General features: G+C 59.3%; 26 protein-coding genes. 20 read left to right on the top strand and 6 right to left on the bottom strand.

Annotated elements, in window-relative coordinates; all coding sequences use genetic code 11:
- Positions 1-80 precede the first annotated feature (80 nt).
- The 4 genes from glgC to L0Y14_RS11135 all read left to right on the top strand — a co-directional run bounded on the left by glgC (position 81) and on the right by L0Y14_RS11135 (position 4,910).
- Positions 81-1,346: a glucose-1-phosphate adenylyltransferase gene (glgC, locus tag L0Y14_RS11150; protein WP_006473923.1), complete on the top strand. Its 1,266-nt coding sequence runs from the start codon at positions 81-83 to the stop codon at positions 1,344-1,346.
- A complete protein-coding gene (locus L0Y14_RS11145) occupies positions 1,336-3,042 on the top strand; it encodes a glycoside hydrolase family 57 protein (RefSeq protein ID WP_006473922.1) in 1,707 nt (568 codons plus the stop codon). Before glgC ends, L0Y14_RS11145 begins: the two co-directional genes overlap by 11 nt.
- Positions 3,043-3,101: 59 nt before the next feature.
- Positions 3,102-4,622, top strand: coding sequence for a 4-alpha-glucanotransferase (malQ, locus tag L0Y14_RS11140; protein WP_005965378.1), 1,521 nt, complete (start codon positions 3,102-3,104; stop codon positions 4,620-4,622).
- 114 nt (positions 4,623-4,736) lie between these two features.
- On the top strand, positions 4,737-4,910 hold the full coding sequence (locus L0Y14_RS11135) for a hypothetical protein (RefSeq protein ID WP_240991578.1): 174 nt from the start codon (positions 4,737-4,739) through the stop codon (positions 4,908-4,910).
- A 252-nt stretch (positions 4,911-5,162) separates the two neighbouring features.
- Here L0Y14_RS11135 and L0Y14_RS11130 read toward each other — a convergent pair whose 3' ends face one another.
- Positions 5,163-5,294, bottom strand: coding sequence for a hypothetical protein (locus L0Y14_RS11130; RefSeq protein ID WP_005965374.1), 132 nt, complete (start codon positions 5,292-5,294; stop codon positions 5,163-5,165).
- Between the two features lie 170 nt (positions 5,295-5,464).
- Here L0Y14_RS11130 and L0Y14_RS11125 point away from each other — a divergent pair, with 170 nt between their 5' ends.
- Positions 5,465-5,800 (top strand): hypothetical protein, encoded by a 336-nt coding sequence (locus tag L0Y14_RS11125; RefSeq protein WP_006473920.1) that lies wholly within the window; start codon positions 5,465-5,467, stop codon positions 5,798-5,800.
- 117 nt (positions 5,801-5,917) lie between these two features.
- Positions 5,918-6,697: a tRNA cyclic N6-threonylcarbamoyladenosine(37) synthase TcdA gene (gene tcdA, locus L0Y14_RS11120; RefSeq protein WP_005965370.1), complete on the top strand. Its 780-nt coding sequence runs from the start codon at positions 5,918-5,920 to the stop codon at positions 6,695-6,697.
- A gap of 106 nt (positions 6,698-6,803) precedes the next feature.
- Here tcdA and L0Y14_RS11115 read toward each other — a convergent pair whose 3' ends face one another.
- Together L0Y14_RS11115 and L0Y14_RS11110 are read right to left on the bottom strand one after the other, a co-directional pair.
- The gene (locus L0Y14_RS11115) at positions 6,804-7,394 is read right to left on the bottom strand and encodes a class I SAM-dependent methyltransferase (protein WP_005965368.1); all 591 of its coding nucleotides are present in this window, start codon (positions 7,392-7,394) and stop codon (positions 6,804-6,806) included.
- Between the two features lie 37 nt (positions 7,395-7,431).
- Positions 7,432-8,052 (bottom strand): DsbA family protein, encoded by a 621-nt coding sequence (locus L0Y14_RS11110; protein WP_005965366.1) that lies wholly within the window; start codon positions 8,050-8,052, stop codon positions 7,432-7,434.
- Between the two features lie 144 nt (positions 8,053-8,196).
- Here L0Y14_RS11110 and rnr point away from each other — a divergent pair, with 144 nt between their 5' ends.
- The 11 genes from rnr to radA all read left to right on the top strand — a co-directional run bounded on the left by rnr (position 8,197) and on the right by radA (position 19,186).
- On the top strand, positions 8,197-10,563 hold the full coding sequence (gene rnr / locus L0Y14_RS11105) for a ribonuclease R (RefSeq protein ID WP_006473919.1): 2,367 nt from the start codon (positions 8,197-8,199) through the stop codon (positions 10,561-10,563).
- A gap of 9 nt (positions 10,564-10,572) precedes the next feature.
- Positions 10,573-11,310, top strand: coding sequence for a 23S rRNA (guanosine(2251)-2'-O)-methyltransferase RlmB (gene rlmB / locus L0Y14_RS11100; RefSeq protein ID WP_005965360.1), 738 nt, complete (start codon positions 10,573-10,575; stop codon positions 11,308-11,310).
- Positions 11,311-11,385: 75 nt separating this feature from the next.
- A complete protein-coding gene (locus L0Y14_RS11095; protein ID WP_006473918.1) occupies positions 11,386-12,594 on the top strand; it encodes a hypothetical protein in 1,209 nt (402 codons plus the stop codon).
- Positions 12,585-12,788 carry a hypothetical protein gene (locus tag L0Y14_RS11090; RefSeq protein WP_006473917.1) on the top strand — a complete coding sequence of 68 codons (204 nt, stop codon included), beginning with the start codon at positions 12,585-12,587 and terminating at the stop codon, positions 12,786-12,788. The genes L0Y14_RS11095 and L0Y14_RS11090 overlap by 10 nt, the downstream gene beginning before the upstream one ends.
- 134 nt (positions 12,789-12,922) lie before the next feature.
- Entirely contained in the window at positions 12,923-13,402 is a 480-nt protein-coding gene (rpsF, locus tag L0Y14_RS11085) for a 30S ribosomal protein S6 (protein WP_040818751.1), read from the top strand.
- 3 nt (positions 13,403-13,405) lie between these two features.
- The gene (rpsR, locus tag L0Y14_RS11080; RefSeq protein ID WP_005964967.1) at positions 13,406-13,630 is read left to right on the top strand and encodes a 30S ribosomal protein S18; all 225 of its coding nucleotides are present in this window, start codon (positions 13,406-13,408) and stop codon (positions 13,628-13,630) included.
- Between the two features lie 30 nt (positions 13,631-13,660).
- The gene (locus tag L0Y14_RS11075; RefSeq protein ID WP_005964970.1) at positions 13,661-14,587 is read left to right on the top strand and encodes a DUF2232 domain-containing protein; all 927 of its coding nucleotides are present in this window, start codon (positions 13,661-13,663) and stop codon (positions 14,585-14,587) included.
- Positions 14,588-14,605: 18 nt separating this feature from the next.
- Positions 14,606-15,055, top strand: coding sequence for a 50S ribosomal protein L9 (gene rplI / locus L0Y14_RS11070; RefSeq protein WP_006473914.1), 450 nt, complete (start codon positions 14,606-14,608; stop codon positions 15,053-15,055).
- Between the two features lie 261 nt (positions 15,056-15,316).
- Positions 15,317-16,723, top strand: a complete 1,407-nt coding sequence (dnaB, locus tag L0Y14_RS11065) for a replicative DNA helicase (RefSeq protein ID WP_006473913.1) — start codon at positions 15,317-15,319, stop codon at positions 16,721-16,723.
- A complete protein-coding gene (alr, locus tag L0Y14_RS11060; RefSeq protein WP_006473911.1) occupies positions 16,723-17,826 on the top strand; it encodes an alanine racemase in 1,104 nt (367 codons plus the stop codon). Before dnaB ends, alr begins: the two co-directional genes overlap by 1 nt.
- A complete protein-coding gene (radA, locus tag L0Y14_RS11055; RefSeq protein ID WP_006473909.1) occupies positions 17,813-19,186 on the top strand; it encodes a DNA repair protein RadA in 1,374 nt (457 codons plus the stop codon). Before alr ends, radA begins: the two co-directional genes overlap by 14 nt.
- Positions 19,187-19,193: 7 nt before the next feature.
- Here radA and L0Y14_RS11050 read toward each other — a convergent pair whose 3' ends face one another.
- The 3 genes from L0Y14_RS11050 to L0Y14_RS11040 form a co-directional block, all read right to left on the bottom strand.
- The gene (locus L0Y14_RS11050; RefSeq protein ID WP_006473907.1) at positions 19,194-19,553 is read right to left on the bottom strand and encodes a PilZ domain-containing protein; all 360 of its coding nucleotides are present in this window, start codon (positions 19,551-19,553) and stop codon (positions 19,194-19,196) included.
- Positions 19,554-19,571: 18 nt separating this feature from the next.
- Positions 19,572-20,207 carry an FHA domain-containing protein gene (locus L0Y14_RS11045; protein ID WP_005964989.1) on the bottom strand — a complete coding sequence of 212 codons (636 nt, stop codon included), beginning with the start codon at positions 20,205-20,207 and terminating at the stop codon, positions 19,572-19,574.
- 339 nt (positions 20,208-20,546) lie between these two features.
- Complete coding sequence (locus L0Y14_RS11040) at positions 20,547-21,839, bottom strand: HlyC/CorC family transporter (RefSeq protein WP_005964992.1); 1,293 nt, start codon at positions 21,837-21,839, stop codon at positions 20,547-20,549.
- Between the two features lie 440 nt (positions 21,840-22,279).
- Here L0Y14_RS11040 and L0Y14_RS11035 point away from each other — a divergent pair, with 440 nt between their 5' ends.
- From L0Y14_RS11035 to L0Y14_RS11025, 3 genes are all read left to right on the top strand, one after another.
- Positions 22,280-23,752, top strand: a complete 1,473-nt coding sequence (locus L0Y14_RS11035; RefSeq protein WP_005964996.1) for a sigma-54 dependent transcriptional regulator — start codon at positions 22,280-22,282, stop codon at positions 23,750-23,752.
- A gap of 118 nt (positions 23,753-23,870) precedes the next feature.
- On the top strand, positions 23,871-25,106 hold the full coding sequence (locus L0Y14_RS11030; protein ID WP_006473906.1) for a sensor histidine kinase: 1,236 nt from the start codon (positions 23,871-23,873) through the stop codon (positions 25,104-25,106).
- Positions 25,103-26,449 carry a sigma-54-dependent transcriptional regulator gene (locus L0Y14_RS11025; RefSeq protein WP_006473905.1) on the top strand — a complete coding sequence of 449 codons (1,347 nt, stop codon included), beginning with the start codon at positions 25,103-25,105 and terminating at the stop codon, positions 26,447-26,449. The genes L0Y14_RS11030 and L0Y14_RS11025 overlap by 4 nt, the downstream gene beginning before the upstream one ends.
- The last annotated feature ends 19 nt before the right edge of the window (positions 26,450-26,468 follow it).

The following is a 26,468-nucleotide window of genomic DNA, read 5'->3' as shown; positions in this document are numbered from 1 at the left end:
ATGGTACCATACCGCCATGCCAATACGACGCCTTGTTGATATTTCGCTGTGCAGAGTACCCGGTCATGGAGGGAAGTCTAATGTCCGACCAGAATCCACGTTTTGTTAGTCGCCTGACGCGCAACACCCTCGCCCTGATCCTTGCCGGAGGGCGCGGTTCCAGGCTTAAGCATCTGACGAAATGGCGTTCCAAACCTGCTGTCCCCTTCGGTGGCAAATTTCGCATCATCGACTTCCCGCTCTCCAACTGTATCAACTCCGGTATTCGCCAAATTTGTGTGCTGACCCAATACAAGGCGCATTCACTGATTTTGCACGTCCAGCGTGGCTGGGGGTTTCTGCGTGGCGAGTTCGGCGAGTATGTGGAGCTGCTGCCGGCGCAGCAGCGGATCGAGAACAACTGGTATGAGGGGACTGCTGACGCGGTTTATCAGAATCTCGATATCCTGCGCTCACACAACCCCGATTACGTACTAATCCTGGCCGGCGATCACATCTATAAGATGGACTATGGTGCGATGATTGCCGAGCATGTGGAGTCGGGTGCGGATTTGACCGTCGGCTGTATCGAGGTCGATCTGGAGACGGCCAAGGCGTTCGGCGTGATGGCGGTGGATGCGGAGAGCCGCATCCTCGAGTTTCAGGAGAAGCCGGAACATCCCAAGCCAATGCCCGGGCGTGACAGTACGGCGCTGGCCTCCATGGGCATCTACGTCTTCAACACCAAATTCCTCTACGAACAGCTGATCAAGGATGCTGACACCGCGGGTTCCTCGCGGGATTTTGGCAAGGACATCATCCCCAAGGTGATCAAAGAGTACCGCATCCGCGCCTATCCGTTCCGCGATGTGGAGAGCGGAGAGCAGGGCTACTGGCGCGATGTGGGCACCATCGACTCCTTCTGGGCGTCAAATCTGGAGCTGACCGGGGTGACGCCGCCGCTGAACCTCTATGATCATACTTGGCCGATCTGGACCTATCAGGAACAGCTGCCACCGGCCAAGTTTGTCTTCGATGACGAGGAGCGCCGCGGCATGGCAGTGGACTCTCTGGTCTCTGGCGGGTGTGTCATCTCCGGTTCTCAGGTGAAGAACTCTCTGCTGTTCTCCAATGTTCGAATCAACTCCTTCACCGAGGTGGAGAAGTCGGTGATCCTGCCCGACGTCAATATCGGGCGTAACTGCCGCATCCGCAATGCGGTTATCGACCGGGGCTGCGAGATTCCCGAAGGTACCATCATCGGTGAAGATCCGGTCGCGGATGCCGAGCGTTTTTACGTCTCCGAAGGTGGGGTGGTGCTGGTAACGCCGGATATGCTTGGGCAGGTTCTGCGCTATGTCCGCTGAGAGAGAACGCCTCAATGTTGTTCTCTGTTGGCACATGCACCAGCCCTACTACAAAGGGCCGGAGCAAAGCGACTACCATCTGCCCTGGGTCTATCTGCATGGCATCAAAGACTACTCCGACATGGCGGCGCATCTGGAGTACAATCCGGATGCCCGGGCGGTGGTCAACTTTGCGCCGGTGCTGCTGGAGCAGATCGACGACTATGCCGGGCAGACCCGTGACTGGCTCGAAAAGGGCACCCTGATCCGCGATCCGCTACTGGCGGCGCTGGCCGGCCCCGGCCTGCCGCTCGATCTGGAGTCGCGCACAGAGCTGATCTCCGCCTGCCTGCGGGCCAATGAGAGGCACCTCATCAAACGCCACAAGCCGTTCGAACGGCTCGCTGAACTGGCACGCCGGATGCTTGAGGATGATCAGTACGTTAGCTACCTCAACGACCAGTTTCTGGCCGATCTGCTGATCTGGTACCATCTGGCCTGGATCGGTGAGTGTCTGCGGGTCCACGATATTCGGGTGCGTTCGCTGCAGGCCAAGGGGCAAGGTTACAGTGTGGCCGACCGGCGCGCACTGGTGGAACTGATCAGCGAGGTGCTGGGCGGAATCGCCGAACGCTACCGCAAGCTTGCCAAGTCGGGGCGGGTTGAGCTCTCGGTCACCCCTTATGCCCATCCGATCATGCCGCTGCTGGTGGAGATGGACTCTGCCAAGGAGGCTCTGCCGAAGGTGGAAATGCCGCAGTTGGCGGACTATCCTGGAGGTGAGGCCCGTGCCCGCTGGCATATCCGCAAGGGGATCGAGGTATTTGAATCTCACTTCGGTTTTCGTCCAAACGGTTGCTGGCCATCCGAGGGGGCGGTGAGCGAGCCGACCTTGAAGCTTTTGGAAGAAGAGGGGTTTCGCTGGGCGGCCACCGGCCAGCAGGTGTTGCACAATAGCCTCTGCGCTGCCGGTAAGGGTGATCAGCTGCCGGATAACTGGGTCCACTCCGCCTACCGGATTCACGATGGTTCGGTGAATCTGTTTTTTCGTGACGACGGACTCTCCGACCTGATCGGGTTTACCTATGGTGACTGGCATGCCGATGATGCGGTGGGGGATCTGATTGGCCACCTGGAAAATATTGCCGACTCCTGCCGGGGGAATCCCTCGGCGCTGGTCTCGATCATCATGGACGGGGAGAATGCTTGGGAATATTATCCCAGCAACGGCAGCTACTTCCTTGCCACCCTCTACGAGCGTTTGGCAGCGCATCCGCGTTTGAGAATGACCACCTTTTCGGACTATTTGAGCGAACATCGAGATGCCTCTCCGCGGCTCTCCAGCCTGGTGGCGGGGAGTTGGGTCTACGGCACCTTCTCCACCTGGATTGGTGATAAGGATAAAAACCGCGCCTGGGAGATGCTGGCGGACGCCAAGCGTGCCTACGATCGGGTGATCACAGCAGGCAGTTTCACGCAGGATGAGCTGGCGGAGCTGGAGCGACAGTTGGCGATCTGCGAGGGATCGGACTGGTTCTGGTGGTTTGGTGACTACAACCCGGGCGATACCGTGAGCGATTTTGAGAAGCTCTTTAGGCGTCAGCTCGCCCACCTCTATGAGCTGCTGGGTGAAGCGGAGCCTGATTATCTCTCCCAGGTGTTTGCCTCTGGCAGCGGTGATCCGGCGCTGGGCGGGGTGATGAAAAAGAGTGATTGATAGCGTTATGTTGTGCCCGCCCTGCCTTCGGCAGTGACTGAACCCAACCTGGATTTAGCATGGATTTGCCGATAGATGAAATAGAACTCCTCGGGCGCAGAGTTGCTGACCCTATCCTGGGGCGCCGTCGCGCCGGAGTTCTGCTGCATATCACCTCGCTGCCGGGACCGGCCTGTGTGGGTGCGCTGGGCAGCAATGCCTACAATTTTGTTGATTTTCTCGCCGCCGCCGGAGTTAGCGTCTGGCAGATGTTGCCGGTCAACCCGACTCACGGGGACGGCTCCCCTTACCAGGGTATCTCGATGCATGCGGGCAATCCGCGACTGATCAGCCTGGAGCCGGTTCTACAGGCGGGCTGGCTCGATGAGCTGCCATTGGAGGAGGGGGTCCTCTCTGATAAAGGACGCTCATTTGCCCTCAGTCTGGGCTGGGAGGGGTTTAAGGAGCGAGCCAGCGACGAGGCACGTTCGGAACTTGAGCAGTTCCTCGCTGAACAGAGCGGTTGGCTGGATGACTATGCCCTGTTTCAGGCGCTGCGTGCCGAGCAGGGCGGCGCCTGGTGGGAGTGGTTGCCGCCCCTGCGCGACCGGGATCCGTTGGCATTGGCCCAAGCCCGTGCTCGGCTGGCCGATCAGATCAGCTTTATCCGCTTCGAGCAGTATCTCTTTTTCAGCCAGTGGGGGCGGCTCAAGCGGTACGCCAATGAGCGTGGTGTAAAATTGTTTGGCGATGTGCCGATCTTTGTCGCCCATGACAGCGCCGAGGTCTGGACCCACCGTTCCCTCTTCGATCTGCTGCCGGACGGTCAACTGCGAGTGGTTGCCGGGGTGCCGCCGGACTATTTCTCCGAGACAGGCCAGCGCTGGGGCAATCCGCTCTACCGCTGGGATATGCTGGAGGCTGACGGGTTTGCCTTCTGGATCGAGCGGATGCGAACCCAGATGATGCTCTTCGATCTGGTGCGCATCGACCATTTTCGTGGTTTTGAGGCCTACTGGGAGATCCCGGCAGTGGAGCAGACGGCGGTCAACGGGCGCTGGGTCCAGGCGCCTGGGGAGAGGCTGTTTGCCGCCCTCTACAGGGCGTTTCCGGATCTTGAGTTGGTGGCGGAGGATCTTGGCATCATCACCCCCGAGGTGGATGCCCTACGGCGTCACTACCATCTGCCGGGCATGAAGATTCTGCAGTTTGCCTTCTCTGGGGATGCGGATAACCCCTACCTGCCATTCAACCATACGGTCGATTCGGTGGTCTACACTGGTACCCACGATAATGACACCACCCTGGGATGGTATCGCAGTCTGGATGATGGCTTGCGTGAATATATCGATGAATACATGGGGCGCTCGAGAGAGGCGATGCCCTGGCCTTTGATCCGCTGTGCATTTATCTCCTGCGCCAGCCTGGCGGTGGTGCCGATGCAGGACCTGCTGGGGCTGGGCTCGGAATGCCGCATGAATACCCCGGGCACCACCGAGGGCAATTGGAACTGGCGTTTTAGCTGGGATCAGGTGGAGAGTGATCTTGCTGAGCGGGTCCGTCGGCGGGTGGTGATGTTTGGGCGACAGGTCGACCTGTAAGACTGTCGCTGTTTCTGATCGATTATTCAGATAGTTCCTACAAAACTCTGCGTGTAGTCACCTGTAGTGATCTTGTCGATGGCTCTAGATTTAAAGTCAGAGGAGGGCAAGATTATGTTCAGCTATTCGTATCATATTCCACCCCAGGAGCAGCTGAGTTACTTTCAGAGGATGGTCGAGCGGCTGACGCCACCGCGATCCTCCTATCAGCAGCTCCTGCGCAAGACCTATCTGGCTCTGTATGAGCATCACCTGCGTGAGCGGAACGAATCGATGGAGTTGGACTAACCGGAGTCATCCGACCAGTTCGGGTATTTCGTCTGAGGGCGGTGCGAGGACGCATTTAGCCAGATCAGGATTGGGAGAAAGGCAAAAAAAATCCGCTTCGACAAGGTCTGTCGAAGCGGTTTATACCAAAGGAGGATGGAGGAGATAAGCTGGCCGAGGTGATACTGCTTCAATTCCCCTCAACCAGCTTGGGGCCATTCGACCATGGGGGGTGGAGTGTCGTCATTGATATTTCTCAATCTTCTTGAATGCTCATTCATCCTCCTCCGGCCGGGCCGGATCCTCCATGGATGATGACTTTGTAGAGCTGCCAGCCAGGAACAGGGCGGCTACCCCTAAGCCCAACATGATCAGCAGGGAGAGCGCGATCAGTGTGGAAAACATGCGTTATACCTCCAGGCAGGCGCGATGCGCAGCACATCTTTTCATTCGTTCTCTGTAAATATATGTTACCGGCTCGAGAAGAGCATTCACCATCCCCCTGATGCAATAGAATGGTTGTCGCGTGAGTGATGGTGAATGATGTTTATGGACTAACCAAAAGGAAAATAAGGATGAAAAAGATGAGCTCACATCTGAAAGGTTTTGCTGTTGCCACTCTGGTAGTGGCGCTGGCGTTATTCCATTCAGCAGCAATGGCCTCAAGCTGTAAGGGGCTGAGTCAGTCCAAATGCTCGGCGAATGCCGCCTGCAGCTGGGTCAAGAGTTACAAAACCAAAAGCGGTAAAAAAGTAGATGCCTATTGTCGCGCCAAGCCTGGAAAATCAAAAAAGGTCACTGGTAGCAGTTCCAGCGGGGAAAAGGCTAGCAAGGCCAAGCATCCGTCTACATCTGGCAAAGCCAAGACGAGCAAAGATGGCAAGAAAAAGAGCGACAAGTCAAAGAAGTAGGCGATATTCTCCGACAGTGTCGGCAATCATTGCCGGCACTTTTTTCTTCCTTCCGATCGCTGCTGATTTGTTCCTGGCAGATCGAGCCGACTGCATTTAAGGGCTTCCGATAATCTTGTGACTGACAGTGATTTCCAGCGTCGTTTTGGCGGTATTGCGCGACTCTATGGCGAAGCCGGACTGGCGCGTTTTGTTGATTCCCGCATCTGTGTGATCGGCATCGGTGGGGTTGGTTCCTGGGTGGCAGAGGCCCTGGTGCGCAGTGCAGTGGGTGCGATTACTCTGTTCGATCTTGACCATGTGGCGGAGTCCAACACCAACCGGCAGTTGCCGGCTCTAGACGGCAACTACGGCCGCGCCAAGGTGGCGGTGATGCGTGAGCGGATGTTGGGGATTAACCCTGCCTGCCGGGTTGAAGCGGTGGAGGTGTTTGTCGAGGCGGAGAATCTGCAGTTGGTGAGCGATGCCGGCTTCGACTATGTGGTCGACTGCATCGACAACTTCCGCACCAAAGCGGCGCTAATCGCTGTCTGCCGACGAAAAAAAGTGCCGCTGGTTACGGTGGGCGGTGCTGGAGGCCAGGTCGACCCGACCCGCATCCGCCTAGTCGATCTGAGTCGCACCGAGCAGGATCCGCTGCTTGCCAAGACCCGTAAACTGCTGCGCAGGGAGTATGGTTTTTCGTCAAATACCAAGCGGCGTTTCGGTGTGGCGGCGGTCTACTCCGACGAGCCGCAGTGCTACCCAGATGGCAGTGGTGGGGTCTGTGCCAGCAAGCCGGGGGCGGGGGGTTCCAGCCTCAATTGCGGAGGTTTTGGCTCGGCGATGACGGTCACTGCTAGCTTCGGTTTAGTGGCTGCGTCGCATGTGTTGAACCGGCTAGCTGCTGCTGACTGAGCCGTTCTACCGCATGCCCAGCGGGTGACGATAGTATCGGCCAGGTGATCGTGTAGGCAGCGCCTGCTGGCGGTCAACTCAGCTCTATCGGGTTGATCGCTCATGATTACTCTTTGTGTGCCAGCGCCACGGTGTAGCTCTTGCCCTGTTTCAGCTTCTTGTAGTTGCCGAAGACCTCATTCAGGTTGCGTTTCATGTATTGGCGCAGGCCGTTGATGGTGACCAGATAGAGTCGTCCGCCGGGGTTCAGTCGTGCCCAGGCGTCATGCAGTATCAGACTCAGCATCTCCTTGCCCACCTTGGCGGGGATGTTGGAGGCGATCAGGTCGAAGCGCAGTGCCGGATCGATATGGGCGAAGCCGTTGCTCAGCTGGGCCCGGGCGTTGCCGATCCGGTTGCGGGCGGCATTGGCGTTGGCGTACTCCACCGCCATGAAGTCCTTGTCCACCATCAGGGTCTGGCCCGCTGGCGCCAGCGCCCCCAGGGTGAGGCCGATCGGACCATAGCCACAGCCGATATCGAGGCAGTCGTCGTCGGCTGCAATCTCGAGATGATCGAGCAGCAGTCGCGTGCCCTCGTCGATCTCCCGCGGCGAGAAGATGCCCCAGGTGGTGTGGAAGGTGAAGCGGTGTCCGCATAGCTCCGCATCGAATATGATGTCCTGGCGGTAACGGTTGAGTGTGTCTTGATCGAGCATGGCGGGGGAGTTTTGTCCTGTTTTGTTGATGAGTCAATCATTCACTGCAGATCATTGTGATGGTTTCAAGTATTGGCTCCGCCGAGTGGTAGTCCACCGGTACCGGCCAGAAGCCTCCGTCCAGCTCCAGCACCAGGGCGGGGAAGCTGGTGGCGTGCATCGCCAGGGCTTGGGTTATCTCCTGCTTGAGGATGGTGTTGATGGCGGAGTCGTTGAGGGCGACTTTGAAGCGGGCAGGGTCAAGGCCAATCTCTCCGGCCAGTTCAATCAGGGTGGCTGCGTCCGAAGGGTTTCTTGCCTGCTGATAGTAGGCCTGTTGGATCGTGCGGATCATCGCCTGTTCTTTTGAATCATTCAGACTTCGGGCGGCGATCACTGCACGGCAGGCCGGGTAGGTGGAGCGGCGTGGCTCACAACGGCTCCAGAAGTCAAAGTTGAAGCGGATCTCCGGCAACTTCTGCTCGATACGCCGCCAGGTCGCCTGCAGCTGCTCGCGCATCTCTGCTGCCATCGGGGCAGGGTTGTCGGGGGCCAGACCGCCCAGCAGCCGGATAAACCGGATCTCGGCTGGCAGCTGTCGTTGTAGTTTGTCGAGTACCGGAGCGAATGCCCAGCACCAGGAGCACATCGGGTCGTGGATGTAGAAGAGGGTGGTCATGGCAGGCTGTTTGTTGGGGTTATGCAGGGGGTAGTTCTGGTGCTGGCGTGGTCGGTACTCTCAATCCATTGATATTACACTTAGGTTAACTCCTTGATACCTGTTAAAATTAATCTTTATTATAAATTCAAGAGCCCAGTAACCGTGGCGAAACGCAGATCCAAAACCACCTCCCGCACGCAAGACCCCAATCAGGCACGCGAGGCGCGCAAGTACGAAAACCCGATCCCCAGCCGAGAGTTCATCATCGAGACGCTGAACGAGCAGGGGGCGCCGATGGAGCATCTGGAGATCGCCGGGGTGCTGGAGCTGACCGACGAGGGTCAGGTCGAGGCCCTACGGCGGCGGCTGAAGGCGATGTTGCGCGATGGCCAGCTGCTGTGTAACCGCCGCGACCAATATTGCGTGGTTAACAAACGCGATCTGATCGCCGGACGGGTAATCGGCCACCCAGATGGTTTCGGTTTCCTCAAGCCCGACGAGGGTGGCGAGGATCTCTATCTCTCCTTCAAGGAGATGCGCACTCTGTTCCACGGCGATCGTGCGGTGGTGCGGGTGATCGGTGTCGATCGCCGCGGCCGCACCGAGGGTGCGGTGGTGGAGGTGCTGGAACGTAGCACCCATTCGGTGGTGGGCCGGCTCCACTGTGAGGCCGGCGTCGGTATCGTCGCCCCCGACAACAAGCGCCTGAGCAAGGATATCGTGATCCCGCGCAGCGAGATCGGCGAGGCCAAACAGGGGCAGATGGTGGTGGTGGAGATCCTCGATCAGCCGACCCGCCGCACCCCACCGATCGGTCGTATCACCGAGGTGGTGGGCGACCACATGGGGCCGGGCATGGAGACCGATATCGCGATTCGTAGCCATGAGATCCCGGTGGCCTGGCCGGAATCGGTGGAGCAGCAGATCGCCGGTCTCAGCGAGCAGGTGGCGGAAGCCGACAAGGCGGACCGGGTCGATCTGCGTCAATTGCCGCTAGTCACCATCGACGGTGCCGACGCGCGGGATTTCGACGATGCGGTCTACTGCGAGGCCAAGCCCAAGGGGTGGAGGCTGCTAGTCTGCATCGCCGATGTTTCCCACTATGTAGCGATCGATACCCCACTCGACGTGGAGGGGCGCAAGCGCGGTAATTCGGTCTACTTCCCCGACCGAGTGGTGCCGATGTTGCCGGAGATCCTCTCCAACGGCCTCTGCTCGCTTAACCCCCGGGTCGACCGGCTCTGCATGGCCTGCGAGCTCTATATCGATCGCAGCGGCAAGATTATTCGCTCGCGTTTTTTCCCCGCGGTGATGCACTCCCATGCCCGCCTCACCTACGACAAGGTGGCGGCGATGCTCGACGGCGACGGCGCGCTCTGTGAGCAGTACGCCGATGTGTTGCCGCATATCCAAGAGCTCTACCAGCTGTTTCAGGTGCTGCATGCGAGCCGTGCCGAGCGTGGCGCGATCGAGTTCGACACCACCGAGACCAGGATTGAATTCAACGCGCAGAAGCGGGTGGAGCGCATCGTGCCGGTGATCCGCAACGACGCCCACCGCATTATCGAGGAGTGCATGCTGGCTGCCAATGTGGCAGCGGCGCGGTTGCTGCTGCGCAAGAAACTGCCGGCGATCTATCGGGTCCACGAGGTACCGCCGGAGGAGAAGCTGAGTGACCTGCGCGAGTTTCTCGGCGAGCTGGCGCTGAGCCTGCCCGGCGGCAGCAAACCCACCGCTAAGGACTACGCGACCCTGCTGGAGAACGTACGTGGTCGGGAGGATGCGCACCTGATCCAGACAGTGCTGCTGCGTTCCATGGCCCAGGCGATTTACTCCTGCGACAATGCCGGTCACTTCGGCCTCTCTTATCCCGCCTATACTCATTTTACCTCGCCGATCCGCCGCTATCCCGATCTGCTGGTGCATCGGGCGCTGAAGCATCTTTCCCTGGGCGGCAAAGTCGATGAGTTTGACTACGCCCTGCCAGAGTTGAAGGGTATTGCCGAACACTGCTCGACCACCGAGCGGCGCGCCGACGAGGCAACCCGTGACGCCTACGATTGGCTCAAATGCGAATATATGCAGGATAAGGTGGGCGAGTGCTTTGACGGTATAGTCACCTCGGTCAACTCCTTCGGTGTGTTTGTCGAGCTGAAGGAGGTCCATATCGATGGTCTGGTGCATATCACTGCCCTGGATAACGACTTCTACCACTTCGACCCCATCGGCCACCGCCTCACCGGCGAGCGTACCGGCACAGTGATTCGGCTCGGTGATCCGATGCGCATCCAGGTGGCCGCGGTCAATCTGGACGACCGCAAGATCGATTTTGTGTTGGAGTCCCGGGGTGGGTCTGATAAGCCTGGCGCGCCGAAGAGGAAGCGAAAGAGTCGCAAGCGCGGCAAAAGTAAGGACGCTGATAAGGCGGCTCCGGCGGCTGAGTCAGAGTCGCAGCCACAGGCGGCGGAAGAGGCCAAGCCGGCGAAGAAGAAGCGTCGTCGCCGCAGGCGCCCACGCAAAGAGGGGTAAGCGGCGGCAATGTCCGAAACCCAACTGATCATCGGCCTGCATGCGGTGCGCACCGCGCTCAAGCATGGCGATGCGGTGACCGAGATCCTGCTCGAGTCGCGGCGTCGCGACGCCCGTATCAAAGAGGTGTTGAATCTCGCCCGCCAGGCCGGGCTCAAGCCCCGCCAAGTAGAGGGCGAAGAGCTCGACCGGCTTGCCCAGGGCGGCAACCACCAGGGGGTGGCGGCCTACACTCGCGCCCCGGCGGTAATGGACGAGGCTTTTCTCAAGCAACTATTGGCCGGGCTCGATCTGCCTCCATTCTTGCTGGTGCTCGACGGGGTGCAGGATCCGCACAACCTAGGGGCCTGCCTGCGTACCGCTGATGCGGCTGGAGTGCAGGCGGTGATCGCGCCGCGGGATAAGTCGGTGGGGCTCACCCCGGTGGCCTGCAAGGTTGCCAGCGGTGCCGCCGAGACTGTCCCCTTCATCCAGGTCACCAATCTCTCCCGTACTCTCAAATGGCTGCAGCAGCAGGGGGTCTGGCTGATCGGCACCGCCGGCGAGGCTGAGTCAGAACTCTACCAGGCCGACCTGAAAGGCCCGTTGGCGATCGTCATGGGCAGCGAGGGCAAGGGCCTGCGCCGCCTCACCCGCGAGCAGTGCGACAGCCTGATTAAGTTGCCGATGCTCGGTGCGGTAGAGAGCCTGAATGTCTCCGTCGCCACCGGCATTACCCTCTATGAGGCGTTGCGTCAGCGCAGCTAGCCATCTGCACAAGAGGGTGGGGCGATAAGCAGAGGGCGACCCGATACAAATCCCGAGCGCTGGGCGCTGGGGGTATTGCTGGTCCTGGCGGCGCTGCTGCTGGTTAATTTCCTCCTGTTCGCGCTGACGCGGCGTCTGAACTTCGATGAGAGCCTTGCCCTACACGCCGGCTGGTTGTCGTTCAATGAGGTTCCTGCCCAACCCTTCTTCTATATGCCGTTCAGTCTTGTGTTGGGATGGCTGGCGACCCTGATCGAGGATCCGGGAAGGCTGTTTGTCACTCTGCGACTGGCAGCGGTGTTGTCGCTGCTTCTGGTGTTGTTGCTGCTGGTGTGGCGATTGGGTCTGAAGGGGCGTACTACGCTGTTCGCTGTGTTGTTACTCTTCGCCAATGGGGGTTTCCTCAGCCACGGTTATGAATTCCGCTACGATCTTGCCGTTCTACTGGGCTGGTTGCTCGGTTTTGTCGCGTTGCAGGAGCGCTCTCGTGCCGGATTGATCCTGTTGGGGCTGTGCATCGGCTGGCTCGCCATCCACCATCTGAAAGGCGTCTACTTTGCCGGTTGGCTCTACCTATTCGGGCTGCTGCGTCTGCAGTTGGATCGGGGTCTGCGTCCTGGGAGCCTGCTGCCTTATCATCTGGCACTGCTGTTGCCAGCGTTGCTCTGGGCCGGGTACTCGCTATTGTCCGGGCGCAGCGGGGAGTTGATCGGATTCTATTCAGGGTTCATCTTACTCTCGCTGGAGGCGCAGAAGGTCTGGCCTTGGGAGTCGATGCTGCGGCGTCTGGTCCTGGATGGTCCCTGGTGGTGGCTGGTGTTGCCCGCCTCCATCGGTGCGCTGCTGATGCGCCGGGAGCGCTGGCTGCGCTGGGCGGCGGGCTTTGTCTTGGTTGGGGGGCTGTTTCCATTTGTCCACCCCCATCCCTGGCCTATATGGTGGTGCCGCTGCTGCCATTTGCCGCCCTGCTGGCGGCAGCTGGGCTGGAGGCGGTTGTGGAGCGGACCGGGCTGGTTGCCTGGCAGCAGACGATGGTGTTGTCGCTGCTGCTGGTGGCCCTGGGCGCGGGCCCCTATTTTGCAACGTTCTGGGGCCTTCGGCAGGTGCCAATGGAGCGGCAGGTCGCGAGTCTGCGGTTGCTCAAAGAGGTGCTGCGCCCGGATGACCGCATTATCGATCCCTCAGGACTCGCCTATTTTGTTCGACCGGCGTTGGCGTTTTGGTATAGCGATAGCCTTTTTCGGCAACGGTATCAAGAGGCGGTGGCGTCTGTGGTGGATTTGAAGGGTGCGGATGCGGCCAGCCTGGCGCTGCAGACTTATCGCCTGCAGTGGCTGCCAGCGGAGCTGCGACAGCGACTTGGGCTCGATACGGCCAGATCCTGTGGTGGTGTCAGCTTTCTACAACAGGATGAGCGAGAGCGGCGTATCTCAGAGGCGTGTGAGCTGCGCCAGGATAGACTCGAATCGTTTTGGTAACCGATGCGGAGGCCTATTTGCGATAGAGGGCCGGCAAGTGTAAGATGCGCGGTTTTTCCGGTGTCCGTCCTGCGGACGCCACTCCTTGCTTCACCGCCTTGTGCGGGAGGCTGCCTAATCCGAAAGGAGAGACAATGAGGCATTATGAAGTCGTGTTCATGGTCCATCCGGACCAGAGCGAGCAAGTCCCTGCGATGATCGAGCGCTACCGCTCAACCATCGAGTCGAAAAGCGGCACCATCCACCGTTTGGAGGATTGGGGGCGGCGCCAGCTGGCTTATCCGATTAACAAGATCCACAAGGCTCACTACGTGCTGATGAACATCGAGTGCGATGGCGAGGCCCTGGGCGAGCTAGAGAACGCATTCCGTTTCAACGATGCGGTGATCCGCAATCTGATCATTCGCCGCGACGAGGCTATCACTGAGACCTCGCAGCTGGCCAAGGGTCAGGATGAGGACGATGATCGCCGTGAGCGTCGGAGCGACTCCGACCGCCGCCCTGCCAAGGTAGAGGAGCAGGCGGCACCTGAGGCTGAGGCGGCGGTAGCTGAGGCTGAGACGGCTCCGAGTGAGCCTGCGGCAGCGGCTGAGCAAGCAGGAACAGAGGACTAGATCATGGCGCGTTTTTTTCGTCGTAAAAAGTATTGCCGTTTCACGGCTGAAGGTATCACTGATATCGACTACAAGGACCTCAACCTGTTGAAGGCCTATGTAAGCGAGAGTGGCAAGATCGTGCCGAGCCGTATCACCGGCACCAAGGCCAAGTACCAGCGGCAGCTGGCCACCGCGATCAAGCGGGCCCGCTACCTGGCACTGCTGCCCTACAGCGATAGCCACTAAGAGTAATAGATAGGTCGACCGGATAGCGCCATGAAGGGGCTGGCATCCCTGGTGATGCGGGGTATTTCACCAGCGGTGATGGTGATCACCGTGAGTGCGATGCTCTCACTGAGTCTTCCGCTGTTCGGTATCCTGAGTGCTGCGGCAGTGGGATTGATTACCCTGCGGCAGGGATCAAGGGCAGGGCTCAAGGTTTCTGGACTTTCCACCCTGGCAGTGGGTGTGATGATGCTCCTGATCTTGGGCAACCCGCTCCCCGCGCTGGGGATTCTGCTGATCCAGCTGTTGCCGCTTTGGCTGCTGGCGATGCTGCTGCGAACCAGCCGCTCTCTGGATCTGACGGTCCAGGCAGCTTTTGGGCTGGGGCTGTTGGCGATTCTTGGTCAGTACCTGCTGATGGGGGATCCGGCCAGCGTCTGGCTCGAGGAGCTGAGGCCGCTGGCAGAGCAGTTTGAGCAGAGCGGTCTGCTCACGGCTGAGCAGGGGCTGCAACTGGTGCAGACTATTGCCGGCTGGATGGCGGGGCTGTTTGCAGCCGGGTTGTTTCTGCAGCTGGTAGCCGGGCTCTTTCTGGCTCGTAGCTGGCAGGCAGCGCTCTACAATCCGGGTGGCTTTCGGAAGGAGTTTCATACCTTTCGGCTGCATCGGATGTTTGGTGTTGTAGGGGGGCTTGCGCTAGCGGTAGTGTTGATGCCAACACTACTGGACGCTGGTCTGCTCCGCGACCTCGGTGTGCTGTTGCTGGTGTTGCTGTTTCTGCAGGGGCTGGCGATGAGTCACAGCCTTGTGGCTAAGAGGAATGCCGGATCGGGCTGGCTGGTCGGTCTCTATCTGTTACTGATTATATTGATGCCGCAGATGGTGGTGGTGCTCTCCGCCATCGGTCTGACGGACATCTGGATAAATTTTCGCGCCCGCTTTAAATCGAGTGATATAGGCGGACGCGAAGGTGATTAGACCTTTAAGGTGAATACAATGGATATTATTCTGTTGCAGAAAGTCGATAACCTGGGTGACCTGGGTGAAAAAGTAAAGGTAAAGAGCGGTTATGGCCGTAACTACCTGATTCCCTCCGGCCGTGCCATACCGGCTACTGCCGCCAACCTGGCCGAGTTCGAAGCGCGTCGTGCCGAGTTGGAGAAAGGGGCAGCCGATAAGCTGGCTGCTGCCGAGGCACGCAAGGAGAAGCTTGAGGGCCTCGAGATTTCCATTAGCTGCAAGGCGGGTGACGAGGGACGTCTGTTTGGCTCCGTCGGCACCATCGATATCGCCAAGGCGGTGAACGAGGCGGGTGGCGAGCTGGAGAAGCAAGAGGTGCGTCTGCCTAACGGCCCGTTCCGCGTTGCGGGTGATTACGAGGTGGAACTGCACCTGCACACCGACGTCAACGCCAGCCTCAAGCTGCAGATCGTCCCGGAAGCGTAAACCTCCGCAGTGACGGTTGTGACCCGCGCCCCGGTCGGCCAGTGTGCCTGCCGGGGTGCTGGCGTTTGTGCGCCAGCATAAGTTGAATCTACCACTCCTCCCTCCGCTACGGTGCGCCCCGGTTTAGCTATCGTTCCGGTTTTTACTTCCCAGCGCAACTGCCAGACACTGTCCCTGCCGCTTTCCTGAAGCTGGCGGAGCACGTATCCTTAGCACTTTGGGCGGCGTCACCTTGATGTCGTCCGCTTGCTAGATGTCATCATGTCAGAACAATCCTATCCTGCTGATATACAAGACTATTTTTCGGATCGCGCCGAAAATCTGAGGGTTCCGCCCCACTCGATTCAGGGCGAACAGTCGGTGCTGGGCGGGCTGATGCTCGATAACTCCACCTGGGACCGCATCGCCGACCAGCTGGTGTCGGAGGATTTTTACCGCAAGGAGCACCGCCTGATCTTCGATGCGCTCAGCGCACTGGCAGATCAGAGCCAGCCTTTTGATGTGGTGACTCTGGCGGAGGTCCTGGAACGGCGCGGTGACCTGGAGGAGGCGGGTGGCCTGCCCTATCTGGTGACTCTGGCGGAAGAGACACCAAGCGCCGCCAACATCAAATCCTACGCTGGCATCGTGCGCGAGTATGCGGTGATGCGTCAGCTGATCTCGGTGGGTACCGAGATCTCCGACATCGCCTTCCATCCTGAGGGTCGCGATGCGAATGAACTGCTCGACCATGCCGAGCGCAAGGTGTTCGAGATTGCCGACCAGCGTACCCGTGGCGGTGGTGGCTTTACGCCGATCAAGGGCCTGCTGACTAAGGCGGTGGATCGCATCGAGACCCTGTTCCAGCAGGATGAGCCGATCACCGGCGAGTCCACCGGCTTCAGCGACTTCGATGAGATGACCTCGGGGTTGCAGCCAGCGGATCTGATCATCGTCGCCGGGCGTCCCTCCATGGGCAAGACCACTTTCGCCATGAACATCGCCGAGAGTGTGGCGATCAAGGCTGGCAAGCCGGTGGCGGTGTTCAGTATGGAGATGCCGGGCGACTCGCTGGCGATGCGCATGATGTCGTCGCTGGGGCGTATCGACCAGATGCGGGTGCGTACCGGCAAGTTGGAGGATGATGAGTGGCCGCGCCTCACCTCGGCGGTGAGCATGTTGGCGGAGACCAAGCTCTTCATCGACGACACCCCGGCCCTGACTCCCACCGAGGTACGCGCCCGGGCGCGGCGCCTGAAGCGAGAAAACCCCGACCTGGGGTTGATCGTGCTCGACTATCTGCAGCTGATGCAGGTGAATGGCAGCAACGAGAACCGCACCACCGAGATCTCGCTGATCTCGCGCTCGTTGAAGGCGCTGGCGAAGGAGCTCAATGTACCGGTGATCGCCCTCTCCCAGCTCAACCGCAGCCTGGAGCAGCGCCCCAATAAACGCCCGGTGATGTCTGATCTGCGTGAGTCTGGCGCCATCGAGCAGGATGCAGACCTGATCGTCTTCATCTACCGCGACGAGGTATACAACGAGGATAGTCCCACCAAAGGTATCGCCGAGATCATCATCGGCAAGCAGCGTAATGGTCCCATCGGCACCGTGCGTCTCACCTTCCTTGGCAAGTACACCAAGTTCGAAAACTATATTGCAGACCCCTACGGCGACGAGAGCTATTGATGAGTTTTGCCCCCCAGGCACTCATTGACCGGGCGGCTCTGCACCACAATCTGCGCCGAGTGCGCCAGGCTGCTCCAACAAGTCGCATCTGGGCGGTGATCAAGGCCAACGGCTACGGTCACGGCATGGAGCGGGTGGCGCAGGCACTGACAGATGCGGACGGCTTTGCGGTGGCGCGTATCGACGAGGCGGTGCGGCTGCGCGCCGCCGGTATCGACAAGCCGCTGCTGGTATTGGAGGGGGTGTTTGATGCCGAGGCTCTGCGCGCAGCAGCGGCCCACCAGGTTGCAGTGACGGTGCACCAGACCCAGCAGCTGGAGCTGTTGGAGCAGACCCTACTGGCTCACCCGATCGAGGTCTGGCTCAAGGTGGATAGCGGCATGCACCGGCTTGGTTTCCGGCCGGAGGCGGTGGCAGCAGTGGCGCAGCGGCTGCAACAGACGCCAGCGCTGGGAGTGTTGCATCTGATGACCCATCTGGCCAACGCTGATGCCCCGCAGGATCCTGCCAACCAGGACCAGTGTGTACGCTTCGACGCTATCGATACCACCCCCTTTGCGCAGCTCTCCATCGCCAACTCTGCCGGACTGTTGGCCTTTCCTGAGTGTCAGCGTGACTGGGTCCGGCCCGGCATCATGCTCTACGGGGTCTCACCCTTCAGCGAGGGCAGTGGTGAGCCGCTGGGCCTGAAACCGGTGATGCGCTTCAGCGCTCCGGTGATCGCCGTGAATCGCTATGAGACGGGTGAAGCGGTCGGCTACGGCGGCAGCTACCGCTGTCCCGAACCGATGCCGGTGGCGGTGATCGGCGTCGGTTACGGTGACGGTTATCCGCGCCATGTCCCGGGCGGCACACCGGTACTGTTGCGTGGCCGGCGCCTGCCGCTGGTGGGGCGGGTCTCGATGGATATGATCTGCGTCGATGCCCGTGAGCTGCCCGATCTGCAACCGGGCGAACCGGCGCTGCTGTGGGGGCCGGGACTGCCGGTGGAGGAGATCGCCAGACGGGCTGGCACTATCCCTTATGAACTGCTGTGTGGTATCACCGGGCGGGTCGGGTTTGTCGAAGTCAATTCGGAGGAGGGCAGGGATGGCGCAGGGTAGTCGAAAATCTTCCAAATCGGTCTACAGTTGCTCGGCCTGCGGTGCCACCTCTCCCAAGTGGGCCGGCCAGTGTCCCGACTGCAAGGCGTGGAATACCCTGGAGGAGACGGTTACGGGTAGCCGTGGTGGGGCGGGCCGCTATGCCGGCTACGCCGGTGCGAGCCAGACTAAGGTGTTTCCGTTGGCCTCGGTGGAGACCGCATCGGAGGCGCGCCGCAGTTGTGGCAGCGGCGAGCTCGACCGGGTGCTGGGCGGCGGTCTGGTGGATGGCTCGGTGGTGTTGCTCGGCGGTGACCCCGGCATCGGCAAGTCGACCTTGTTGATTCAGACCCTGGCCCAGCTTGCTCGTGAGATTCCGACCCTCTACGTCTCCGGTGAGGAGTCGCCGCGACAGATCGCGTTGCGCGCCCAGCGCCTCGGGCTGCAGGTGGAGCAGCTGCAGTTGCTACCAGAGACTGCCATCGAGCGCATCATTGCCACTGCCGAGCGAGAGCATCCGGCGGTGATGGTGGTCGATTCGATCCAGACCATGTATACCGAGCTGCTGCAGTCGGCGCCGGGCTCGGTTTCTCAGGTGCGTGAGTCCACCGCGCAGCTGGTGCAGTTTGCTAAGCGTAGCGGTACCGCGGTGTTTTTGGTCGGTCATGTGACCAAGGAGGGGAGCCTGGCGGGGCCACGGGTGTTGGAGCACATGGTTGATACGGTGCTCTACTTCGAGGGCGAGGTGGGCAGCCAGTTCCGTCTGATTCGGGCGATCAAAAACCGTTTTGGCGCGGTCAATGAACTGGGCGTCTTCGCCATGACCGAGAAGGGCTTGAAGGAGGTTAGCAACCCTTCAGCGATCTTCCTATCCCGCCACAGCCAGTCGGTGCCAGGCAGTGTGATCCTGGTGACTCGGGAAGGCACCCGGCCGCTGCTGGTGGAAGCCCAGGCGCTGGTGGATGAGAGTCCGCTGGCCAATCCACGTCGTGTCACCCTGGGGCTGGAGCAGAACCGGCTGTCGATGTTACTGGCGGTGCTGCATCGTCACTGCGGCATCGGCATGTTCGATCAAGATGTCTATGTCAACGTGGTGGGCGGTGTGCGCATCACCGAGACTGCCGCCGATCTGGCGGTGCTGCTGGCAGTGCTCTCCAGCTTCCGCGATCGGCCGCTGCCGGAGGGGTTGGTGGCGTTTGGTGAGGTGGGGCTGACCGGTGAGATCCGCCCAGTGCCGAATGGTCAGGATCGTCTGCGCGAGGCGGCCAAACATGGTTTTAAGCTCGCCATCTTACCCAAGGCGAACGCGCCCAAGCGGGCACCGGAGGGGGTTCGGGTGGTGGCGGTGGAACGGCTTGCCGAGGTGCTTGACGCGATATAATGGAGCATTATCGCAACAGATCTTCCAGCTCCCGCTCCAGCAGGGCTGGGTCTGTGCTGTTGAGTTCAACCAGACGCCGCAGGTGGGTGATGCTGTCGAGGTCGATCTCGATACACTGCAGGCCGAGTCGTTGCGCCTCCTGGTGGACGGCGTGGCACTGCATCTTGATTTGAGCCTCCTCGTCATCGAGTCTGATCTGTAGTTCAAGCGGCTTCGTGGTTGGTTGCCAGTCTGTCTCGATCTGCACCAGCGCCCCCTTCAGGGAGATATCGATCAGTCGGACCTCGGTTGTATGATCTTCGACGTTCAAGGTCGCGGGGATATCGAACAGGATTCGATGAAACTGCCGACGTTCGTGCTCTGGCATGGCGGGTGGCTCTTGGCTTTAGAAGTGAAACTGCATCTTGGTCTCGCCGACCTCGATCATATCCCCCTCTTTTAGTAGAAAACTCTCGCTGCCGATGGGGTGATCGTTGACCTGTGGCGGGTTGGGGCCCTCCAGATAGGAGATGTAGTAACCATCGTTCCGCAGCGAGATCATAGCGCAGTCGGTGCCGGCGCGGCCGATGCGGGTGAGATTGCGGTTGAGCGGGATGATGCGTCCCAGATGAGTGCCACTAAGTATCTGCAGGATCCCCTTGCGGCGTGATTCATCGATGTTGGTCCCCTCCGGCCCACTCTCTGCCTGTTCGTTACTCCCCACCGGTATGTTGATGTCGCCGGAAGGTTCGATGGCGTCTTCTGCATAGGCAAGGGTGTGTTTGCCGATCTCCATCAAATCGCCATGGGTCAGTTCACTGCGCTCGATGGAGTTGTAGTTGAGCGACAGGGGGTACTCTTCGTCGAGTACCTCGATGCGGCATTGTTGATCGTCCAACACGATTTTGGCGTGCAGCGGCGCAATTGCCAGGCTATCGATGCAGATGTCGCAGCTGGGATTGCGACCGATGAGGGTCTCACCCGGCTTGAGGTGATACACATCGATCAGGCGGCCTTTGAATGAGAGTGTCAGCTTTGGCATGGCCGGGTCCGTGAGATCAGTTGTTCTTGCTGCTTGCTAGGGAGCCTCTGAATGAATTTTGGCGAGCAGAGTTGTGAGGGTAAATTCTCCGCTGCAAGGAGAAAATTGCAAGTAATAGCTGGTCTATTGCCAAGATTTCCAACGCAGCAGCGGGAAATTTGGATCGCAAGGCTGTCATTCATGATTCGTTCAGAGGCCCCCTAAAGAGCCGAATCAAATGATCAGACCTATTCAAGGCATACGAGTGGTGGCGCTCTATCAATGCTGGCTCCTCCACGAAAAATGATTTGGCGCTAGCTTTAGATGCAGATGATATATACATAATAAGTGGGTGATCAACTAGTTAGAGCCCTTTTTGGATTCAGTTTCACTGTTTTTCAGGTCAGTTCGGATGCGCACCATCTTTACCGTGTGGCCGGAGGTTTGCATGATCTCGATTGGGAGGCCCGCCAGGCGCAGGCTGGTACCAGGTTCCGGGATGGTCTCCATATACTCCAGGATCAGGCCGTTGAGGGTCTTTGGACCATCGGTTGGCAGCGGCCAATCCATTTTGCGTTTCAGGTCGCGCACACTGGCACTGCCCTCTACCAGAAAACTGCCATCCTCTTGAGGGTGCACATTAGGCAGGCTGTCGAGAGGATCGGTGGTGAATTCGCCGACAATTTCCTCCAGCAGATCAACCAGGGTCACCAGACCGAGCAGGTCGCCATATTCGTCCACCACCAGGCCGGTGCGTCGTTTGAAGCGCTGAAAATTGAGTAGCTGCTGGTTGAGCGGGGTGCCTTCCGGGATGTAGTAGGGGGTTTGCGCGATCTCCCGCAGGGACTCTTTGTGCAGCCCACCATTGGCCAGCAGGCGCGCTGCGCCGCGTAGCGGCAGCATGCCGACCACTTCGTCGATGCCGCCGTCAACCAGTGGCACCAATGAGTAGTGGACTTCCTGGATCTGCTCGATAATCTCATCCAGCGGGTCTTTCAGGTCGATTAGCGTGACTTCGTTGCGTGGTACCATGATGTCCTCGATCTGGGCCTTCTCCAGGTCGAGGATACTGATCAGCATGCGTTGATGGAGTTCAGGAATCAGTGCCCCCGCCTCGTTCAGAACAATACGCAACTCCTCCTGACTGAGGGCGTCACGACTGCGATGCGCATAATCCACCCCCAATAGCCTGAGCAGGTTGTTACCCATCCAGTTGACTATCCAGACTAGCGGGTAGAGTAGTCTCAGTAGGGGTTTGTAGATGTGCGCGGCAGGGAAAGCGACCCGCTCCGGATGCAGCGCAGCGAGGGTTTTCGGGGTCACTTCGGCGAAGATCAGGATCACCAGGGTGAGCAGGCCGGTGGAGATGGCGATGGCGGTGTTGCCGCCGAGACGGATCGCCAGCAGGGTCGAGATCGAGGATGCCAAGATATTGACGAAGTTGTTGCCCAGCAGGATCAGCCCGATCAGTCGGTCGGGGCGGGAGAGCAACAGGGAAGCCTTTTCAGCACCCTTGTGGCCCTTTTCTTTGAGGTGTCGCAGGCGATAGCGGTTGAGCGACATCAGCGCAGTTTCGGAGCCGGAGAAGAAGGCGGAGAGCGCAATCAACAGAGCGAGGGTGCCAAATAGCAATCCTGTGGATAGATCGTCCAAACGGAGGTTTCCTTACATAATTCCTCGACCTCCTATCTTCGAGTAGTAGCAGGTGATGTCAAGCGCTGAAGTCGCTTTTCTCCCATCGATCTGGAGAAGGGAAAAGGCCTCAGGAAAGAGTTCAGTCAATATGACGATTCGATAGCCAGGCTATTGTTGCAAACCCCCCACTAAATCTGGTCTGTTTTGTCACATTATTAACTGATTCTTTGCCCTGTATTGCAGCTTCGCCTTCAGCCGGATAAATCGGCTGAAGCCGGCTCTACATGTGCTCCATGTGACTGCCAGGTAATAATAATTATCAACTGTGACAGATAGTTAGCGGTTGTTCATGCCAAAAAATATATGTATGACGTTATTTTGACATGGCTTAATATTACTGCTTTACTAGGCAGCACCTCCCCTCTCCACGGGGCAAAGAAAGAAGGAGTTCAGACACAATGGGGCAGTCGGCAAAACGAGCAGGGCAGGCGTTTCCCAAATTGTGTGCCTATCTGATAGATGATGATGAGGCTCGTCGAGAGTACCTGGAGCATATTCTCTCATTTCTGGATGCCCGTCTTCACCGGGTGAAATCCTATCAAGACATCAAAAACCATGTGGAGGCGGAGAAAGAGGCCTGTTCAGCGGTACTGGTCAGCCCTCATTACTGCCAGGGTGAAGGGCGGGAGATGATCGAGGCGCTGGAGAAGCAGATGCCGGATCTGCCGGTATTTCAGATTTTTGGTGAGGAGAACCCGACTAGTACTGAGGGTTGTGAAAACGTTATCGGTCAACTACAGATTCCCACCCACTATGACGAGTTGATGGCGCTGATCCACAAGGCCCAGGTGTTTCAGGAGAGTCGAAGAAATGGCGACCATGTCACCGCCCGTTCGGTGGAACTGTTCCGTTGTCTCTCCGGTAGCAGCCGGGCGACGCACCAGATCAACAAGATGATCGATCAGGTGGCGGACTCCGAGGCCACCGTGCTGATCCTGGGCGAATCGGGCACTGGCAAGGAGGTGGTGGCGCGCAAGCTCCACTTCCACTCCAAGCGGCGCGGCAAACCCTTTGTGCCAGTCAACTGCGGCGCAATCCCTGCTGACCTGCTCGAGAGTGAGCTGTTTGGCCATGAGAAAGGGGCCTTTACCGGCGCCATCAGCAGCCGCCAGGGTCGGTTTGAGATGGCAGAGGGGGGCACCCTGTTTCTTGATGAGATCGGTGACATGAGCATGCCGATGCAGGTCAAGCTGTTGCGGGTTCTGCAGGAGCGTAGCTTCGAGCGGGTCGGCAGTAACAAACCGATCAAGAGCAACGTTCGGATCCTCGCCGCGACCCATCGGAACCTGGAAAAGGCGATTGAAGACAATAGCTTCAGAGAAGATCTCTACTATCGGTTGAATGTCTTTCCGATCGAAATGCCGCCACTGCGCGCGCGCGTCGAGGATATCCCGGTGCTGGTTACCGACTTGATACGCCGCATTGAGAACGAGAAGCGGGGCTCGGTGCGGCTGACCCCCGCTGCAGTCGCGGCGCTGAGTCACTACCGTTGGCCCGGCAACGTGCGGGAGCTAGCCAACCTGATCGAGCGGCTGGCGATCCTCTACCCCTATGGCGTGGTTGACGTGGCTGATCTGCCCGACAAATTCCGTCCGGTCGGCAACCTGGTGGATACTGTGCAGTTGCCGGAAGTGGCGATCAGAGGGAGTGAGCCGGATACTGTGGTGCATGCCCCGCGCCTGCCTAATGAGGGCATCGACCTGAAGGCGCACCTGAGCACCCTGGAGCAGAGCCTGATTCAGCAGGCACTGGATGAGTCGGAAGGTGTGGTCGCCCATGCCGCCAAGCGGCTTCACATGCGCCGCACCACACTGGTGGAGAAGCTACGGAAATATGGCCTGCAGCGCCAGACTGAGTCGACAGGAATTTGACGCTTACTCCACACTGTTATTATTAACTCATTGAATTTAAATGAAATCATAATAACGGCACGGTTTTTGTTAGTGGTATTGCAAAGGATGAATCCGCAATACCAAGAGACAAAAAACCGTGTCGAGCCAAAGTCTACAGCCTGAGCGCCGCGAATCCCTTGAGGCGGCCTTCAATCTCTTCAACCAACTCTCGGAAGAGCTGACCGGCTCCTATCGGCAGCTGCAGGAGCAGGTGCTGCAACTGAACCGGGAGCTGGCGGCGACCCGCAGCGACCGCATGTCACAGCTAGCAGAGAAGGAGCGTCTGGCGGATCGTCTGGGTCGCCTGTTGGAGACTCTGCCAGCTGGGGTGGTGGTGCTAGATGGCGAAGAGCGGGTGGTGGAGGCTAATCCGGCCGCATTGCGTCTGATCGACGGGCTCACAAAAGGTGCCAGCTGGAAGGTGCTGGAGCTGGCGGCGTTTGAGGCGCAGCGGCTGCCGGCGGCTGACTGGACGTTGCGCGACGGACGTCTGCTGAGCGTCTCCAGTTGTGCCCTCGAACACTCGCCGGGCCGTATCCTGGTGTTGCTCGATGTGAGTGAGACGCGCCGTCTGCAGGAGCACCTCAATCGTCAGGAGCGATTAGGGGCGATGGGTGAGATGTCGGCACAGCTGGCGCATCAGTTGCGTACCCCGCTCAGCTCGGCGCTGCTCTACGTCTCCCAGCTGGGGCGTGATGATCTTTCGTCACCTCAGCGGGAGCGCTTTACCGGCAAGCTGCGTTCGCGGTTGCAGCACATGGAGAGTCAAATCCGTGACATGCTGCTATTTGCCCGGGGTGGAGCTGGCGCAGAGGAGCCACTGTCGCTTATTGAGCTACTGAAAGGGTTCACCACCACCCTCGCCAGCGAGCTGCAACAGACTTCGGTCAGCCTGCATCTGGATTATAGTGATGCTGAAGCTGCCCAGATTCTTGGTCGAAGTGATGCGTTGCTCGGGGTGCTGGGGAATCTCGCCGACAATGCGGTGCAACACGGCGCACGCACTATCTGTATCAGGCTCAGTGGCGGCCCGCTGTTGACCATCCTCTTCTCAGACGACGGCTCTGGTATCGCACCGGAGGTTCGTCACCAGATATTCGATCCCTTCTTCACCACTCGTCCCGCCGGTACCGGCCTGGGATTGGCGGTGGCACAGAACGTAATTCTCGCCCATGGCGGTGAGATCCACCTGCTTGATTCACCTGCACCGGGCACCCGTTTCCAGATCGAGTTGCCTCGTTACCAGTCGTGCCAGCGAGAGCAGCTAACGGAGAGACCGCTTGCAGCAGACAAAGTTGAGCCGATTTCCCGTCACCGGAGTGCAGTACTATGAGTCAGTCAACCGTTCTCATCGTTGAAGATGACCCGGCTCTGCGGGAGGCGCTGAGCGATACTCTCGAACTGGCGGGGTATCCGGTCGTAGCAGCAGATGAAGGTGGTGCTGCCCTGGAGATCCTCGAGCAGGAGCCGGTCGGCATGGTGGTAAGCGATGTGCAGATGCGGCCGATGGATGGTTACCGGCTGCTGAAGCGGATCAAGAACAGCTATCCGGAGCTGCCGGTGCTGCTGATGACCGCCTACGGCACGATCGAGAAGGCGGTCGATGCGATGCGTGACGGTGCGGTGGACTATCTGGTGAAACCCTTCGAGGCGGAGCTGCTGCTCAACAAGGTGGCCAGTACCATCATCGATACTTCAGCCAGCGCCGGCAGTGGGCCGGTGGCGGAGGATCTACGCAGCATTGAGGTGCTTGCGCTGGCACGTCGCGTGGCGGTCAGCGATGTCACGGTGATGGTGCAGGGTGAGAGTGGCACCGGCAAAGAGGTCTTCGCCCGCTACATCCACAACAGTTCGCAGCGCCGGGACGGCCCCTTCATCGCCATCAACTGTGCCGCGATTCCTGAAAGCATGCTCGAAGCGGTGCTGTTTGGCTATGAAAAGGGCGCCTTCACCGGCGCCTATCAGTCCACCGCCGGCAAGTTTGAGCAGGCCCAGGGTGGTACTCTGCTGCTGGATGAGATCTCCGAGATGAGTCTGGCGTTGCAGGCGAAACTGCTGCGAGTACTGCAGGAGCGGGAATTGGAGCGCCTGGGTGGCCGCCGCATTATCGAACTTGATGTGCGGGTGTTGGCCACCACCAACCGCAATCTGCGCGAAGAGGTCGCCGCTGGCCGCTTCCGCGAGGATCTTTTCTACCGTCTTAATGTCTTCCCACTGCTGCTGCCGCCACTACGGGAGCGTCAGCGCGACATCCTGCCGTTGGCAAAGCATTTGATCCGCCAGCATCTGCAGCCTAGGGAGGCGATGCCCATCATTGAACCTGCTGCAGAACAGCTTCTGCTTAACCACCGCTGGCCCGGTAATGTGCGAGAGCTGGACAACCTGATACAGCGGGCCCTGATCATGCGGCAGGGGGAGAACATCCGGGCTGAGGATCTCAGTTTTGGGGCAGGTTTGTCGCCGGAGCCCGACTCAGCAGAAGCGAAGGTGAGCAAAGAGGGGGGTAGACGCCTGCCGGAGGATCTGCGCTCGGTAGAGGAGCAGATGATCATGGAGGCCCTGCGGGAGGGTAAGGGAAGCCGCACGTTCGCGGCAGAACGGCTGGGGATCAGCCAGCGTACATTGAGGTACAAGATCGCAAGGATGCGAGAGGCTGGTGTTGAGATACCGGGATGATCAGAGTGGTGCGGAAACT

It is taken from the genome of Candidatus Endoriftia persephonae, assembly GCF_023733635.1.
Lineage (GTDB): Bacteria > Pseudomonadota > Gammaproteobacteria > Chromatiales > Chromatiaceae > Endoriftia > Endoriftia persephonae.
Note: the sequence above shows the minus strand (reverse complement) of the source record. Positions and strands in the feature narration are given on the sequence as shown.